Below are 16,113 nucleotides of genomic sequence, written 5' to 3'. Positions count from 1 at the left end.
TGCTGCAAAAAATAAAAGGCATAGGCTGGCGGTTTGCGAGATACGTTTTCTATTCAGATTTCAACACAGTATTGTCGGTAACGTATCAGAAGCAAGCCAAACTTGGATATACAATTCTGCCAAGGCAATCCACCTGTCTGCTGGTTCATCCCAATATTTTAATAGTGGTTACGACTACAATTCCATGAAAACATTTTACTCATATAATCCTGCTGCTAACTCATATTATGAGGTTGTTAATCGATGATTAAGGCGAAAAAATTTATTTATTTTCTTGTTCTACTAATTGTGTGTGCTTTGATCGTTGTTCTGCTAATCGAAAGTCAGAGAAATAAAAAACCTGTTACTACAACTATGTTGCCTTCTCAAAGATCTTCATCCGCAGATACCTCAAAAAATAACGAATCGAACTTATCTTCCGCTGACATTGCTTCTGAAGGAAACAATAATGTCAGTGGTGGCGGGGATTTCACTTCCTACTATGGCAAAGAACGAATCGTTAAAATATATCATTCAGATACCAAAACAGTTACACTTTTAAACGAAAATGATCCTATGACAGCTGACCAAAAAGAACATTTAAAACAAGCAATTGCTCCTTATCAACAAAATCAAGCCGCGATTAGAGCAACCAAAAAATAACTGCAATAAATAAGAAAAGCTTACAGAAAATCCGTACCATTAATCAATCATAAATACGATGTTTTTGTTTCGCAATTAATTTAAATAGTATCAATAAAAAACGCATAACTAGCAGATGCTAGTTATGCGTTTTTTAAATTAAGAAAGCATTTTGTGCCCACCTGTCGTTATCTCAAAATATCAATCAAATTCTTATTACTTGCTGTTTTAGCTGGTAATATACCAAACACTAAGCCAACAATGGTTGATGTGCCAAATGCTAACAAGAATGTGGATATAGACACGCTAGCTTTAAATGGTAAGAAAGCAGAAACGCCCATGGCAATTCCTAGACCAGCAAGATAACCAATCATACCCCCACTCAAAGTTAACATCACTGCCTCTATCAAAAATTGCCATAAAATTTGTTGCTGAGAAGCCCCCACTGCCATACGAATACCAATTTCTTGAGTACGCTCACTCACAGCAATATACATCATGTTCATCACACCAATACCAGCAATAAACAACGAAATTCCTGCCACAGCAACAATGAAGTACGTGATACCCTTAATCACGGCACTAACACCCTTCAACATGGCAGCCATATCATAAAATTGATAATTCCCGGCGTTATGTTGTGAACCCGTACTATTCAATTGATCCGTAATTTTCTGGGTTTCTTTAGAGACATTCACCCCAGCAGCAAATGTTAATTTCAATGTGTTGGCCGAAATGTTGGCATTGTTCGCCTCAAACACTTGGCGTGGCACAACGACATCATAGTTATTATAACTCCCACGCATGGCATCATTACTAATGATACCAACAATTGTGTATGTCGTGCCATTTAATTCAATACCAGCATTCAACGCATTATTTGCACTTTGATACCCTCTTTTGGCCATGGATTGACTCACTAAGGCTACTGGATTGCTAACCAGGCTATCTCTTTTACTAATACCATGACCTGAAATTAAATGATCATTATTAGCACTTTGACTTAAATAAACAACTGGCGATATTGTTTTACCATTGACTAACCCTTCAGTTGATAAAATGCCATGATCATCTGATTGTACACTAACATGACTGACTTTATTATTTTCACGTATGCGATTCAAATCATCATCGCTGAAACCAGCCACTTTGCTCTCATCTTTTGGCGCAAAAGTAATTTCAGTCGATTGTTGACCACTGCTACTAGCCTGCAAATTTTTCATCATCGCCACACGAGCGCCATCTCCCAGTGCTAAAATGGTGATCACGGAAGCAATACCAATAATAATGCCAATCATAGTCAATATACTACGACGTTTGTTAGATAATAGTGATCGAAAAGCACTCACAAATAATTCACGTATTTGCATGTTGCACCTCCTCATCACTTTGTATTCGGCCATCTAATATTTTAATCAATCGATTTGTTTCACGTGCAACATGTTCATCATGGGTAACCATAATAACCGTTGTGCCATTATCATTCAAATCTTTAAACAACGCAATAATTTCTGCAGAAGTAACTGAATCCAACGCACCAGTTGGCTCATCTGCCACTAAAAATTTTGGTTTTGTCACAATCGAGCGAGCAATCGCCACGCGCTGCTGTTGCCCACCAGAAAGATTTTTTGGCAATTTATGATAACTACCAGGTAATCCCACTTGTGATAAGACTTCATTAACACGCGCTACAATATCTCGACGCTTCATACCAGCATACAATAGCGGTAAGCCAACGTTTTCACCAACACTTTGGTTTGTAATGAGCTTGAAATTTTGAAATATAAACCCAACGGATTGATTACGCAATTGCGCATGTTGCTTACGGTTTAGTTCACTCACAACCACATCATTAAATGTATAACCACCATCAAAATGTTGATCCAAAAACCCAATAATATTAATTAAAGTTGATTTACCTGACCCAGACGGCCCCATAATCGCCACAAATTCACCAGCTTGAATGCGCAAATTAATGTCATGTAACACTTGATAATCATCATTACCTTGACGATAACTTTTACTAATCGCTGATAAATTAATCATTGATTGCTTCACCATTTTTTAAATGACTATCTGGATTAAGGACAACCTTCTCATCCTTAGCGACGCCTGACTTAACAATATAACTTGTCCCTGTTTTAGTAACGTCAGCGTTAACCCGACTAGCTTTACCATCAATTATTTTATAGATATTGCCTTTATAAACAGCAGTACTTGGCACCTTAAGATCGTTTTGTGGCACTTTCACTTTCACACTTTGTCCGTATAAAAAGTTTTCGTTCACATGAGCAGAAAATGGATAATAGGTGGTTCCTTTACTTTTTTCTGCTGGTATTTGTTCAATTTTATCAATGGCTGTTGTTTGGTTTGGTGTACCATCAATACCACTAACAGTAACTTTATCCCCACTGTGAACCTTATTATAATCATACTCTGACACTGTTGCTTGCAACACCTTTTCAGTAGTGTTCATTGTTAAAGCAGGCAAACCATCTTTTGTATTATCATCCACTGAAACAATCCCATCAAAAGGTGCCGTTAAATTGACATTCAGTTTATTTTGTAAATCAACAAGCTTATTTTGTGCATCTTGTGCATCTGTATTTGCATCAGTAACCGCTTGTTGTGCTTGCGTTACACCATCTTTTAGTGCAGATTTAGCTTCCGGATCTGCTTGGTTATAGCTCTGTTGTGCATTTCTTAGTGCACTTGTCGCACCATTAATCGCACGATTTGACTTAGCAATCACATCGTTTTGATTGTCAATTGCTTCTTGCATATCCGTGTTCGTTACAGTTAACAAAATATCCCCGCTTTTAACAGATTGACCGTTATTAACATTAATTTGTTGTAGCTTACCAGTTGGTGTATTTAGCATTTGCGTTTTGCTAGCAGCTACTTTCCCTGACATTGATAAAGCAGGTGAAGTGGTCACCGTATAGGATTGATAACCTGTTTTGACGGTTGCACCGGATTTGTGTGTCATTTTATGATACGTTGTCACCCCAGTAGCTGCCAATAGACCAACAGCTACAACGCAACTCGTGACAATTAAGGTTACTTTAGTTCGTCGTTTCATACTACTCCCCTCAATACTTCTGAATTCAGTGTGTGATTATTTATTTCATCAACATAGGTACTGCACTCATTACAATGATCAATACGATCATAATCACAAGATAAATAATTTGTGTGCGCTTTGTGATAACCTTTTCTTGACGTAAAATGAATGTATAAATCAATGCATTAACAACACCACTAATAATTGCAGCAACTGTATTTCCTGACTTATATAAGCTCAGTACGGTCACTAAAAAGATATTTATAATAGCAAATGGTATCTGACTAATTGCTGTCGCATACCACGATGTTAAAAATGAAACGGATTGCTTTTCTTCTTGTCCCAGTTGTGACAACCAGATAAATAATTTATTAAACAGTGCGCCAACAATCACTCCGACAATACCAGATACAGTCACTGTGATCAACATCATCTGTGCTGCTTTTCCATCGATCTTAACACCATTAACATCTGTTATACTAAGGGCTGTCATGACCCCAATACCCATGATAACCAATGTTGCTACAATAGCAATCATTACTTTGTTCTTTTTACTCATTTCCTTTTCTCCTTTGTAATGCGTTCATCAAAACACCAATAGTAATAGTATAGCAATGATTGTTATGAATTTATACCTATTTTGTCATGAAAAATTGTATATTGTGATTTTATATGCAAAATTTAAGTATTTTATTTTCCGTTAAGAATGTAATTGCGAATTTTAGCTATGTGATTATTAATAAAGTGATCCAAGACATCATGCGTTAATTACTTAAAAATATGTTAATCAAGTTCTAACGTAAAAACCATCTGAAAAGATGGTTTTTTTATATCATAAACCAAATTACTTTGACAAACACAGTAATTTGTTTTATGATATAATTGAAACTTATAGAAAGGTGATAAAATGGCTATTTCAAAAGATCTTATTCGTGGGCATACTGACACGATTATATTAAATATTCTTAACCAAGGTGATTCCTATGGCTATCAAGTGGCCAAGTCGATTCGCCTATTGAGCAACCAGCAATATGATCTCAACGAAGCGACATTGTACACTGCTTTTCGGCGTTTAGAAAAAGGTGATGATATCACAAGCTATTGGGGTGACGAAACACAAGGCGCACGTCGAAAATATTATAAAATCACGACGTCTGGTCAACAACACCTTGCAAGTGCCTTACAGGAATGGGAATTTGCTAAGGACATTATCAGCAATTTGATTACTGGCAATATTAATGAAGGAGCATCACTATGACATCAATCGAAATGGAAATACGGACACGTTTGGACGTTATTTTCTCAAAATACACCCCAAACACACAACTCACCGAATTTAAAGAAGAACTTGTTGCCGACTTAATGGAAGCTTACCAAGATTTTGCTAAACAGGACAAATCCCACGACGAGGCACTTGATGATGCATTTGCACAATTAGGTGACATTGATATTGTCCTTCGTGATTTAAGTCAGACAGACAAAACAAATGGTGCAAACCATGATGATGAACCAAAAAAAGCACCCTTTATTGATATTTCAGATGATGGTTTCCATGTTGGTAACTTACATATTGATGGTCGTGGTGTTCGTTTAGGCGATGACATTGTGATTGATGGCAAACATGATAAAGTCCAATTTGGTGATTGGTTACATGTCGATCATGATGGTGCGCGTGTTGGAAAAAAATATTACAAGTTCGATGATGACAGCAATATAAATCAATCGCACTTTGATGAAAACGAAGAAAATGCTTCTGCACCAACCTGGGCTGCTGCTCATCATAATGCCCAAATTCCTACCAGTGATAAACAATTCGTGTTCGATTATAGAGATGCCACTGTTAATTTTTATACCAATGATAAGACAGATCTCATAACCGTCGACGAATACTTTAATCGCGATAATGCGCGATATTTTGCCCGGATTGAAGAAAATGATGATCGTGTCTTAGTATCACAAGGTGATCATCCCCTATTATTTCACGTAAGAACTTTAATTAATATCGGCTTTCCAAAAAACTTTGATACCGGTTATATAACAAGTATTAACCACAGTGGCCGTGTCACTGCACAACATTTAACTCTCGGTACGTTTAATCTAGTCATTCACTCTGGTAGCTTTAACGGGCAACAAATTAAAGCTACTACTGCCGCTTGGGAAGTACATTCAGGCGCAGTAAAAGCAGACGGACTCACCTTTGAAAAAGCCGAAATATTTGATCAATCTGGTAGTGTCAAGCTTCTAAACGCCGCAATATCTCACGCCAAAATCAGTGCGACATCTGGATCCGTTCAAGTCGACAATTTTGTTGGCGGTGGCCAATTTAGTGCTAATTCTGGTTCATTACGTTTGCGTATAACCGAATTAACTGATGATCTAAAATTACATGCTCACTCCAGTTCAATTCGTGTCACCGCGCCGGCAACACAGCATTTTAATTTTGACCTATCTTCTAACAGCGGTATGGTTACAATTGAACGTGATGAAAATATTCATTTTGACAAAAATACGACAAACTATAAACGCGGATTTTACGGCACTAACCCTAAATTTACGATTGATGCTAACGTCAATTCTGGTACAATTAAGGTGTATTAAGGTACTCCTATTCTCTTTACCTAATCGAAAGGAACTCATATGTCCATAAAAGAATATTATCATCATAGCCACCCGTCACATGGTATACAAGCATATGGCGTTGGTCTCATGCTTGCTGCTGGTATTGAATTTGCAACATCTCATGACTGGTTTTCAACGCTTTGGCATGCACTTCTCAGCTGGATTTCAGTTGGTTACTACATTGCCGACACACTACAACACATTATTAAATAAGGAGTATTAATCATGACAAAAAAGAAAACATTTACACGTTCACGTAACAATCGTATGATTGCGGGTGTTATGGGAGGCGTAGCTGATTATTTTGGTTGGAATGCCACTTGGTTACGTATTATATTTGTACTGATCTCATTTTTCTCAGTAGCATTTCCTGGTATTTTAGTTTATATTTTAGCTTGGATTATCATACCTGATGCGCCAAAAAAAACGAATTACTATTCAACAGATTCGCGTAAAGATGTCACACCAGACAATGACGACCGACCTTAATAATTCATAAGCAACATTGCACGTCTTTTCGTATCATATAGTATCATAAAGATTAAGGAGGCACGCTATGTTTGGTTACCTTGCATCCCTGTTTACTCATAAAAAGGGTCTATCATAATAAAAACTCGATGGCTAATATAGCCATCGAGTTTTTATTATAAAGTAACAAGTATATATTAACTTAGTAATGCCTATTAATCTGCATTTGTTTCATCAGATTTTGCGCGGTCTAATAATTCTGTTACTTGTTCAATTTGCTGATTATCCAAAGGTGTTTCACGTGAAACATCTTCTTTTGCATCAACAACAAGGCTCTCTTCGTGCTCGACTTTTGCTAGTGTTGCTACTTTAGCACCATCTTCCAAACGAATCAAGCGGACACCTAATGTTGCACGTCCAGTTTGACTGACAGATTCAGTAGTAAATCGAATCATCACCCCTTGCGTTGTGGTAACCATAATATCCTCATCACCGTGAACGATTATCATACCAGCCAAAGTACCATTTTTTTCAGTGATATTGGCTGTTTTAATGCCTTTACCACCGCGACCTTTAATTGGATATTCACTGACCGGTGTTTGCTTACCGTAACCTTTTTCTGTAATCACCAAAACATTATCGTTTAAGCTCACAACATCTGATCCAATAACTAAATCACCATCACGTAATCGAATACCACGAACACCAGCTGCAGCACGTCCCATGATACGAACATCTTCTTCCGTAAATCTGACAGAATAGCCATCTTTGGTAGCAATCATTATACTTTGCGTACCGTCTGTAATTTGAACAGATAACACTTCATCATCATCACGTAATGTTAATGCTTTCAAACCATTCGTACGAATATTTGAAAATTCACTTACAGCTGTTCGCTTAACAACACCGAGACGTGTGACAAAGAATAAATAATCCTTGCTTTCGCCAGCTTCACCACGAACATTAATAACTGTTTGTATTTTTTCATCACCTTCAAATTTAAGTAAGTTAACAACTGGAATACCCTTAGCCTGACGGCCATATTCAGGTACTTCATAACCTTTCATGCGGTAAACTTTACCTTTGTTTGTAAAGAATAGTAAGGTGTCATGCGTTGATGTGGCAATCATTTGATCAACAAAGTCCTCATCGTTGACATTAATACCTTGCACACCACGTCCACCACGATTTTGCGCTTTAAATTCAGCCTGTGGGACGCGTTTGATATAACCATTACGTGTCAAAGTGACAATAACATCTTCTTCTTCGATTAAATCTTCATCTTCCAAATTAGTCACATCGCCGACTTGTAATTCTGTACGACGTGCATCCCCGAATTTTGTTTGAATTTCTAAGAGTTCATCATAAATGATTTGGTCAACACGTTCTTCATGTGCCAAAATATCTTTCAAATCAGTAATTAACGCAACCAACTTTTGATATTCGTCTTCAATTTTATCACGTTCCAAACCAGTTAAACGGACTAATCGCATGTCCAAAATGGCTTGTGCTTGCTTATCAGATAGCAAATAGCCATCAATCAAACGTGTTTTAGCTTCTTCTGAAGTTGCTGATGAACGAATAATACTGATAATTTCATCAATATGATCTAAAGCAATGCGTAAACCTTCAAGGATATGCGCGCGTGCTTGTGCTTTTTGTAAATCAAAAGCTGTACGGCGACGAATAACTTCGCGTTGATGAATTAGATAAGCAACTAAGATTTCTTTGAGGCTCATTGTCTGTGGTTTGCCACCATTAATGGCCAACATATTAAAACTAAAGTTTGTTTGTAATAATGTCTCTTTATATAAATTGTTTAAAATAACACTAGCAGAGGCATCACGTCGCACATCTATTGAAACACGTAAACCGTCACGATCAGACTCATCACGGATTCCTGTGATACCCTCAATACGCTTATCACGGGCTAATTCTGAAATGCGCTCTATCAAACGGGCCTTATTGACAGCATAAGGTAATTCTGTGACAATAATTTGTTCTTTACCTGTTTTTGTTTGCTCAATATCTACTTTTGCACGAACGGTAACTCGTCCACGACCAGTTTCATAAGCACGGCGAATACCTGATTTCCCCATCACGATTCCACCGGTTGGAAAGTCTGGTCCAGGAAGTGCCTCCATTAAGTCCATGGTTGTTGCTTCCGGGTTATTCATCAGAATATGCAGCGCCGAAATAACTTCAGCCAAGTTATGCGTTGGAATGTTTGTTGCCATCCCAACCGCAATGCCAGTTGCACCGTTAACTAACAAGTTAGGGAAACGTGCTGGCAAGACTTCAGGCTCGCGTTCTTCACCATCATAGTTGGGTATGAAATTAACTGTATCCTTGTTTAAATCACGGACCATTTCCATGGCAACCTTTGACAAACGCGCCTCAGTATAACGCATAGCAGCAGCACTGTCACCATCGACAGAACCAAAGTTACCATGGCCATCAACAAGCATATGTCGATATGAAAAAGGTTGAGCCATACGGACCATTGATTCATAAATTGCTGAATCACCATGCGGATGATACTTTCCCATGACATCGCCAACAATACGTGCAGATTTCTTATGTGGCTTATCAGGTGTATTTCCTTGCTCAATCATTGAGTATAAAATACGACGATGAACAGGTTTCATGCCATCGCGAACATCAGGCAATGCACGCGCCACAATAACAGACATAGCGTATGACAAAAACGATGTTTTCATTTGTTCTGACAAATTCGCATTATGAATGCGCGAATCATTTTGTTCAGACATTTTTTACTCCTTATAGCGTAATTTTGAAGTTATGTACTGCCAACTGGCAGTTTCGAGTGCTTTTTTGCAATACCAGCATCATGACCTATAGCACACTTTTTTAAATATCTAAGTTTTCTACGAACACAGCGTTTTCTTCAATGAATTCGCGACGTGGTGCGACATCATCACCCATTAACATATCAAAAATACTATCAGCTGCCTCCGCATCAGAAGGATCAACACGCAATAAGCGACGATTTATTGGATCCATTGTTGTATCAGCAAGCTGATCGAAATCCATCTCACCTAGTCCCTTATAACGTTGCACTTTCGGTTTAATATTTGATGGTAATTGCGTCAAGTAGGCTTCAAGTTCTTCATCAGTATCCAAGTACTCACGTGTCTTTGAATTACCTAATGCTACGCCATACAAAGGTGGTTGTGCAATGTAGATATATCCGGCATCAACTAATGGCCGCATATAACGATAAAAGAGTGTCAGCAATAATGTACGAATATGTGCACCATCGACATCGGCATCAGTCATGATAATAACTTTGTGATAATTCGCTTTTTCAACGTTAAAATCATCACCAAATCCCGTGCCCATTGCGGTAAACAATGATCGAATTTCTTCATTTCCTAATACTCTGTCTAATGTCGCCTTTTCAACGTTCAAAATTTTACCACGAATTGGTAAAATAGCTTGTGTGACACGATTGCGCCCCTGCTTAGCAGAGCCACCGGCAGAATCGCCCTCGACAATAAACAATTCTGAAATTGCTGGATCATTTGACGTGTTATCTGCCAATTTACCTGGTAAATTACCAATTTCCAGACCAGATTGCTTACGTGTCATTTCGCGTGCACGTTTAGCAGCTAAACGTGCTTTTTGCGCCAAAATTCCCTTGTCAACAATTTGTTTGGCAACTATTGGGTTTTCCATCATAAAGCGACTAAAGGTCTCTGAAAACATGCGATCTGTTGCCTGTCGCGCATCTGAGTTCCCTAATTTTGTTTTAGTTTGACCTTCAAACTGCGGATCCGGATGTTTGATTGATACAATCGCTGTCACCCCTTCACGCACATCTTCTCCGGTTAAACTTTCAGCATTGTCCTTTAATTGGCCATTTTTACGACCATAATCGTTAATCACACGTGTCAAGGCTGTTTTAAATCCTGTTTCGTGTGTCCCACCTTCATAGGTGTTGATGTTATTTGCAAATGTACGCAAACTATCCTTAATATCCGTTGTGTACTGTAATGCTGCCTCCACGACAATCCCATTTTCTTCACCTTCAACATAAACAGGTTCAGGAAAGATAACTGTCTTTTCAGAATTCAAGTATCCAACGTACTCTTTTATGCCACCTTCAAAGTGAAAGCTCTCTGTTGCAGGCACTTCTAAGCGGTTATCTGTAATAGAAATGCGTAAGCCTTTATTTAAAAATGCCAATTCTCTTACACGTGTTAATAAAGTATTGTAATTAAAAGTTGTTGTTTCACGGAATATATCGCTATCAGGGTTAAAATGCACAATTGTGCCACGATCAATTGTTGGTTTCTCATCCAATTTGACAATACTTGTATTCACACGACCTAATTTGAAGTCCATATAATATACTTGATTATCACGAATAACTCTAACATCTAGATTAGTTGATAACGCATTAACGACTGACGCACCAACACCATGTAATCCGCCAGAAACTTTATAGCCGCCACCACCAAATTTACCACCAGCATGTAATACAGTAAAGACTGTTTCAAGTGCAGATTTTCCCGTTTTAGTTTGGATATCTACTGGAATACCACGCCCATCATCAGTTACGGTAATTGAGTTATCTTTTTCAATTGTTACTGTAATATGAGAGGCAAATCCGGCTAAGGCTTCATCAATCCCATTGTCAACAATTTCCCATACCAAATGATGCAAACCTTGTGCAGTAGTTGTGCCAATATACATGCCTGGGCGTTTACGAACAGCTTCTAACCCTTCTAAAACTTGGATTTGATCTGCATTATAGTCCCCAGCACTGGCATTTACGGTACTGGCTTGACGAATTTCAACATCATCAGTGACAATACCATCTATATTTTCTAATTCATTATTTATTTCTTCAGACATATTAAATCCTTTATGTACTTGTTGGTCACTCAACTTGTTCTTCTAACACAATTTCACCTTGTTTCACGTGAAACACTCTTGGCGCATGAATTAATTGCCGTGCAACATCACTTAACGTTGGTGCTGTAATGAACGTTTGTACCTTATCTTGAATCGCTAACAAAAGATGTGTTTGCCGATTAGCATCAAGCTCGCTTAAAACATCATCGAGTAACAAGATTGGATATTCACCTGTTTCTTGTTGCATGAGATCTATTTCAGCTAACTTAATTGCAAGCGCAGTTGTTCTTTGTTGACCTTGTGAGCCAAAAACAGCGACATCATTATCATTAACAATAAACTGAATATCATCGCGATGTGGACCAACTAATGTTGATCCTTGCATGATTTCACGTGATTGTTGCTTTTTTAAGGTTTGTTCAAAAACTAATTTAATCGTTGCTAAATCAGTTTCTTTTTCAAAATCAAGACTTGTTTGATATCTCAAAGTTAAAGTTTCACGTTTATTTGAAATTTCAGCATGAATGGGTTGCGCTGCAACTTCTAATCTTTCCAAAAATGTTTGACGTGCCAAAAGTACTTGCGATCCAATATCAACTAATTGTTCTGTCAAAACATCTAAAAAAATTGTGTCCGTTGTTTGTTTCATTTGCAATCGCTTTAAGTACGCGTTACGTTCCTTTAATATGCGACGATACTGCGTTGTATTGTACAAATATAAGGGATTCATCTGTCCAAATTCCATATCAATGAACCGCCGTCGCACACTCGGTGCACCTTTAACTAACTCTAAGTCCTCGGGTGCAAATAAAATAACATTTAATTGGCCAATGTATTGTGATAATTTAGATTGTTCCAAATGGTTCACACGCGCTTTTTTGCCTTTATTCGAAAAGTGCAAAGATAACGGTGTGTCACTAATGCTTTTCTTAACTCGACCACTAATTGTGGCTTCTTTTTCCTGCCAACGAATTAAATCTTTATCACTACTTGTTCGATGCGAGCGTGCCAAAGCTAAAACGTAAATACTTTCTAGTAAATTTGTCTTACCTTGTGCATTTTCACCCAAAAAAACATTCACACCATCACTAAAATTTAGCGTTAGGTCAGTATAATTACGGTAATTAACCAGTCTTAGCGATTGGAGTTCCAAGAACTAGGTCCTTTTGGTCCTGTACCACGACCACCTTGATTGGATCGACCAAACCCACCTGCACGTGTCCCATTTTTCTTACGTAATTCAGCAAATCGCGCCTCTTTACGTTCTTTAGCGACAGCAGCTTTTTGCGCTTTAATTCGGTCATTACGCACGGTTTTTTTTGCAGCAGCAGCACGTTCAGCTTTTTCTTCTTGTGCTGCTGCAATCATCTCATCAGCATTATCTGCCAATGAAATAACATAGTTCTCGCCGTCCACAGTAATCTCATCGTGATTATATAGTTTTTTACCACGTCGATTTTCAGTCTCGCCATTTAGTAAGACTGGAAAATCCATTAGATAGTACTTTGCCTGACCACCAGAAGAAATAATATTCTCTTCTTTTAGTAATTGTGTGAGTGTGATGTATTCAGTTGTGATTTTTATATTTTTCGTCATATTAGTTACTCTTGTATTGTACCATTTTTTTGCAGCTTATTCTTAAAAAAACGGTCTAAAATCGTTTTTAAGCGATTTTAGACCGTTTTAAGGATAAATGTTTGTTTGTTATCAAATTTATTCAAAACGCCCGTTAGGAATTAAAACGTGCGGACTGGTGTAATCAACTGTAATTGCTTATCATCTGTTTCACCAGCTGGTGTCAATGTGAACGGGCGCAAATTACTGGTAAATTTGATATCAACAGATTTACCATTAAACACGCGTAGCGCATCACGAACATAATCTGGATTAAATGAAATCTCCAAATCTTCCCCCTCTACAGATTTGGTCACCAATTCTTCTTGTACACGACCTACTTCTTGTGATGTGCCAATCAGTGTTACCACGCCATTTTTCAGTGTGAGTTGAACAACGTTATTTCGGCTTTCATGACTCAATAGACTGGCACGATTAATTGCACCTAGTAAAGCACTTGCTTCAATCGTAAGCTGTGTTGTACTTTCTGTTGGAATTAAGCGATCTGTTTCTGGATAGTTTCCTTCTAATAATCTTGAATAAAACGTAGTATTACCTAAATCAAATACCGCTTGGTTTGCTGCTAACTTGATTTCAACTCGATCTTGCCCTTCTAACAAACTTTGTAATTCGTTAAACGATTTAGCTGGCATAATCACATCCGCTTTAACATGCGCATCAGTACCTGTTAAAGTTACAATTCGTTGCGATAAGCGATGTGAATCAGTTGTCACAGCTTTAACATCATTCCCATTCAAAGCTAGGTGGATACCAGTTAAAATGGGACGACTTTCTTGTGTTGAAGCAGAGATTTTTGTTTGCGAAATAATATCAACAAGTTGTGCTGCTGAAACACTCAAACTTTGAACATCATCCATTTCTGGTAATTGTGGATAGTTATGAACATCCTGACCATTAATTGTAAAATCAGAAGCACCAGATGTGATACTAGCACGAACCCCATCAACAGATAAGGTCATATCGTCAGCAGGTAAATTTTTAACGATGTTTGAAAAGAATGTCGCTAGTAATGTGATACCACCTGGTTGTTTAATAATTAATTGGGCCCCAGTATCTGATTGATCAATACGCGTTTCAATTGAAATGTCACTATTTGATCCTGTTAAAATTAATTCTTCTTGGGTCAAGACAATTTTGATATTTGTCAAAATTGGAATTGTTGTACGAGATGAAATTGCACGAGAGACATCATTTAATGCCTTGATAAAAGCTTGACGATTAATTGAGAATTGCATAATTATGCTCCTTTGATTTTAGCAATATGCGTAGCCTTGTTTTTAAATATTTTAAATAAAAGATCTAGTAGTAATAATAAGGGGTGTTTAAGTTGGGGATAACTGCCTGGTCATAACGTAGTAAACATTTAAACTTGTTCACAATGCTGTGGGAAAAACAGCTACTTTATCATGTCTTATCCACAAGTGGTATTTACCCTATTTCCCATTTTTTATCTCATCTGTTAGTGCTTCAAGCATTTCTTTTGTTCGCGCATCAGACTCAGCTTTTTCGGTAATCTTATTGGTTGCGTGTAGAACGGATGAATGATCCCGGCCACCAAACGATCGCCCAATGTCTGGCAGACTCTCGTTTGTTAGCGTTCTGGTTAAGTACATAGCAACATGTCGTGCGGTTACGAGGTCTTTTTTACGACTCGTACTTTTGAGATCATCAATCGTTTGCATGTAGTAGTCAGCTACAACCTGTTGAATGCGTTCAACAGTGATTTTAAAGCCTTGATTGATATTTAAATCACCCAATATTTTTTGGGCGGTTTCTTTAGTGGCTGGTTTATTACGATAGCGTAACATTGCTTCAAAACGATGGAATGTACCTTCAAGTGTACGAATATTGGAATCAATTTTATCAGCAATTAACTCTAAGACGTCATTAGGAATCTCTAAATTGTCAGTTTCTGCTAAATTTTTGAGGATAGCTACACGAGTTGGCAAATCTGGTTTTTGAATATCCATTGAGATACCGGCCTCAAAACGTGATGTCAGACGAGACTGCAGATCAACAATTTCTGTTGGTAATTTGTCTGATGTCATGATGATTTGTTTACCTGTTTTGGTTAAAACATTAAAGGTATTGAAGAATTCTTCTTGAACTTTTTCTTTACCCGACCAGAATTGGATATCATCAATCAACAACAGGTCTACTGTACGATATTCTTTTTTAAATACCGCTGTTGCACCCTCTCCAGCACGCAAAGATTCAGTAAAATCATTTAAAAAATCTTCTGCCGTCGCATATTTAATGCGAGCCGATGGTGTTGTTTTTGAGTAAGCATTACCAATGGCTTGCATTAAATGCGTTTTACCAAGGCCAACACCACCGTAAATTAAATATGGATTATAGACACGACCTGGATCTTCAGCTACAGCACGTGCAATCGCGTAAGCATTTTCGTTACCAGTACCAACAACAAATTTATCAAACGTAAAATTCTCATTTAAATCTGATTCGCGTGTAAACGTTAGATTTTCTGTTTGAATAAGCGTGGATTTTTGTATGGCTTCGGCAATACGAAGTTCAGGCTTGATGAACCCTTCAGCAATTTCCATGGCATACTGTACAAAGCTCATAGCATACGATTTGTTCCAATTGTCAATGATATCACTGCTTTCATCAACGGGAACTTCTAGAATAATGCTTGATTCTGTTAAAGTAACTGGTACAAGGGGCTCTATATAGGTATCAAAGGAAACAGGACCAATTTCTTGATAGAACTTAGCTTTTACCTGATTCCATAATTCTTCTTTTGTTATGGGTTTTGTCACAAAAATCTCTCCTATAAATTCGGTGTACTTTAAAAATAACGGCAA

Annotated in this window: 15 protein-coding genes; 5 read left to right on the top strand and 10 right to left on the bottom strand. The window is 37.6% G+C overall.

Annotated elements, in window-relative coordinates:
- Window positions 1-243: 243 nt before the first annotated feature.
- A complete protein-coding gene (locus LEGAS_RS00075; RefSeq protein WP_010386830.1) occupies window positions 244-642 on the top strand; it encodes a hypothetical protein in 399 nt (132 codons plus the stop codon).
- A 167-nt stretch (window positions 643-809) separates the two neighbouring features.
- On the opposite strand, the gene LEGAS_RS00070 is transcribed toward LEGAS_RS00075, so the two are convergent.
- The 4 genes from LEGAS_RS00070 to LEGAS_RS00055 are packed head-to-tail and all read right to left on the bottom strand — an operon-like array spanning window position 810 to window position 4,244.
- The gene (locus LEGAS_RS00070) at window positions 810-1,991 is read right to left on the bottom strand and encodes an ABC transporter permease (protein WP_010015485.1); all 1,182 of its coding nucleotides are present in this window, start codon (window positions 1,989-1,991) and stop codon (window positions 810-812) included.
- Window positions 1,978-2,667, bottom strand: a complete 690-nt coding sequence (locus LEGAS_RS00065) for an ABC transporter ATP-binding protein (RefSeq protein WP_010382500.1) — start codon at window positions 2,665-2,667, stop codon at window positions 1,978-1,980. The genes LEGAS_RS00070 and LEGAS_RS00065 overlap by 14 nt, the downstream gene beginning before the upstream one ends.
- Window positions 2,660-3,703: an efflux RND transporter periplasmic adaptor subunit gene (locus tag LEGAS_RS00060; RefSeq protein ID WP_013231076.1), complete on the bottom strand. Its 1,044-nt coding sequence runs from the start codon at window positions 3,701-3,703 to the stop codon at window positions 2,660-2,662. Before LEGAS_RS00060 ends, LEGAS_RS00065 begins: the two co-directional genes overlap by 8 nt.
- A gap of 40 nt (window positions 3,704-3,743) precedes the next feature.
- Window positions 3,744-4,244, bottom strand: coding sequence for an MFS transporter (locus tag LEGAS_RS00055; RefSeq protein ID WP_010382498.1), 501 nt, complete (start codon window positions 4,242-4,244; stop codon window positions 3,744-3,746).
- Window positions 4,245-4,592: 348 nt separating this feature from the next.
- On the opposite strand from LEGAS_RS00055, the gene LEGAS_RS00050 reads away from it, so the two are divergent.
- The 4 genes from LEGAS_RS00050 to LEGAS_RS00035 are packed head-to-tail and all read left to right on the top strand — an operon-like array spanning window position 4,593 to window position 6,793.
- Window positions 4,593-4,943 (top strand): PadR family transcriptional regulator, encoded by a 351-nt coding sequence (locus LEGAS_RS00050; protein WP_010382496.1) that lies wholly within the window; start codon window positions 4,593-4,595, stop codon window positions 4,941-4,943.
- The gene (locus LEGAS_RS00045; protein ID WP_013231075.1) at window positions 4,940-6,283 is read left to right on the top strand and encodes a DUF4097 family beta strand repeat-containing protein; all 1,344 of its coding nucleotides are present in this window, start codon (window positions 4,940-4,942) and stop codon (window positions 6,281-6,283) included. The genes LEGAS_RS00050 and LEGAS_RS00045 overlap by 4 nt, the downstream gene beginning before the upstream one ends.
- Window positions 6,284-6,322: 39 nt before the next feature.
- A complete protein-coding gene (locus LEGAS_RS00040) occupies window positions 6,323-6,517 on the top strand; it encodes a hypothetical protein (protein ID WP_010015478.1) in 195 nt (64 codons plus the stop codon).
- A 12-nt stretch (window positions 6,518-6,529) separates the two neighbouring features.
- Complete coding sequence (locus LEGAS_RS00035) at window positions 6,530-6,793, top strand: PspC domain-containing protein (protein ID WP_013231074.1); 264 nt, start codon at window positions 6,530-6,532, stop codon at window positions 6,791-6,793.
- Between the two features lie 194 nt (window positions 6,794-6,987).
- On the opposite strand, the gene gyrA is transcribed toward LEGAS_RS00035, so the two are convergent.
- The 6 genes from gyrA to dnaA form a co-directional block, all read right to left on the bottom strand.
- Window positions 6,988-9,543 (bottom strand): DNA gyrase subunit A, encoded by a 2,556-nt coding sequence (gyrA, locus tag LEGAS_RS00030; RefSeq protein ID WP_013231073.1) that lies wholly within the window; start codon window positions 9,541-9,543, stop codon window positions 6,988-6,990.
- Window positions 9,544-9,643: 100 nt separating this feature from the next.
- Window positions 9,644-11,653: a DNA topoisomerase (ATP-hydrolyzing) subunit B gene (gene gyrB / locus LEGAS_RS00025; RefSeq protein ID WP_013231072.1), complete on the bottom strand. Its 2,010-nt coding sequence runs from the start codon at window positions 11,651-11,653 to the stop codon at window positions 9,644-9,646.
- Between the two features lie 25 nt (window positions 11,654-11,678).
- Window positions 11,679-12,806, bottom strand: coding sequence for a DNA replication/repair protein RecF (gene recF, locus LEGAS_RS00020; RefSeq protein ID WP_013231071.1), 1,128 nt, complete (start codon window positions 12,804-12,806; stop codon window positions 11,679-11,681).
- Window positions 12,788-13,249, bottom strand: a complete 462-nt coding sequence (yaaA, locus tag LEGAS_RS00015) for a S4 domain-containing protein YaaA (protein WP_010391577.1) — start codon at window positions 13,247-13,249, stop codon at window positions 12,788-12,790. The genes recF and yaaA overlap by 19 nt, the downstream gene beginning before the upstream one ends.
- 140 nt (window positions 13,250-13,389) lie before the next feature.
- Entirely contained in the window at window positions 13,390-14,523 is a 1,134-nt protein-coding gene (dnaN, locus tag LEGAS_RS00010) for a DNA polymerase III subunit beta (protein WP_010391578.1), read from the bottom strand.
- A 198-nt stretch (window positions 14,524-14,721) separates the two neighbouring features.
- Window positions 14,722-16,068 (bottom strand): chromosomal replication initiator protein DnaA, encoded by a 1,347-nt coding sequence (dnaA, locus tag LEGAS_RS00005; protein WP_010391580.1) that lies wholly within the window; start codon window positions 16,066-16,068, stop codon window positions 14,722-14,724.
- Window positions 16,069-16,113 lie beyond the last annotated feature (45 nt).

Source organism: Leuconostoc gasicomitatum LMG 18811 (genome assembly GCF_000196855.1).
Taxonomy (GTDB): domain Bacteria; phylum Bacillota; class Bacilli; order Lactobacillales; family Lactobacillaceae; genus Leuconostoc; species Leuconostoc gasicomitatum.
Note: the sequence above shows the minus strand (reverse complement) of the source record. Positions and strands in the feature narration are given on the sequence as shown.

Excerpts from the sequence above, each read along its gene's own strand:
- LEGAS_RS00075 (WP_010386830.1), top strand. The coding sequence starts at position 244 with ATGATTAAGGCGAAAAAATTTATTTATTTTCTTGTTCTACTAATTGTG.
- LEGAS_RS00070 (WP_010015485.1), bottom strand. The coding sequence starts at position 1,991 with ATGCAAATACGTGAATTATTTGTGAGTGCTTTTCGATCACTATTATCT.
- LEGAS_RS00065 (WP_010382500.1), bottom strand. The coding sequence starts at position 2,667 with ATGATTAATTTATCAGCGATTAGTAAAAGTTATCGTCAAGGTAATGAT.
- LEGAS_RS00060 (WP_013231076.1), bottom strand. The coding sequence starts at position 3,703 with ATGAAACGACGAACTAAAGTAACCTTAATTGTCACGAGTTGCGTTGTA.
- LEGAS_RS00055 (WP_010382498.1), bottom strand. The coding sequence starts at position 4,244 with ATGAGTAAAAAGAACAAAGTAATGATTGCTATTGTAGCAACATTGGTT.
- LEGAS_RS00050 (WP_010382496.1), top strand. The coding sequence starts at position 4,593 with ATGGCTATTTCAAAAGATCTTATTCGTGGGCATACTGACACGATTATA.
- LEGAS_RS00045 (WP_013231075.1), top strand. The coding sequence starts at position 4,940 with ATGACATCAATCGAAATGGAAATACGGACACGTTTGGACGTTATTTTC.
- LEGAS_RS00040 (WP_010015478.1), top strand. The coding sequence starts at position 6,323 with ATGTCCATAAAAGAATATTATCATCATAGCCACCCGTCACATGGTATA.
- LEGAS_RS00035 (WP_013231074.1), top strand. The coding sequence starts at position 6,530 with ATGACAAAAAAGAAAACATTTACACGTTCACGTAACAATCGTATGATT.
- gyrA (WP_013231073.1), bottom strand. The coding sequence starts at position 9,543 with ATGTCTGAACAAAATGATTCGCGCATTCATAATGCGAATTTGTCAGAA.
- gyrB (WP_013231072.1), bottom strand. The coding sequence starts at position 11,653 with ATGTCTGAAGAAATAAATAATGAATTAGAAAATATAGATGGTATTGTC.
- yaaA (WP_010391577.1), bottom strand. The coding sequence starts at position 13,249 with ATGACGAAAAATATAAAAATCACAACTGAATACATCACACTCACACAA.
- dnaN (WP_010391578.1), bottom strand. The coding sequence starts at position 14,523 with ATGCAATTCTCAATTAATCGTCAAGCTTTTATCAAGGCATTAAATGAT.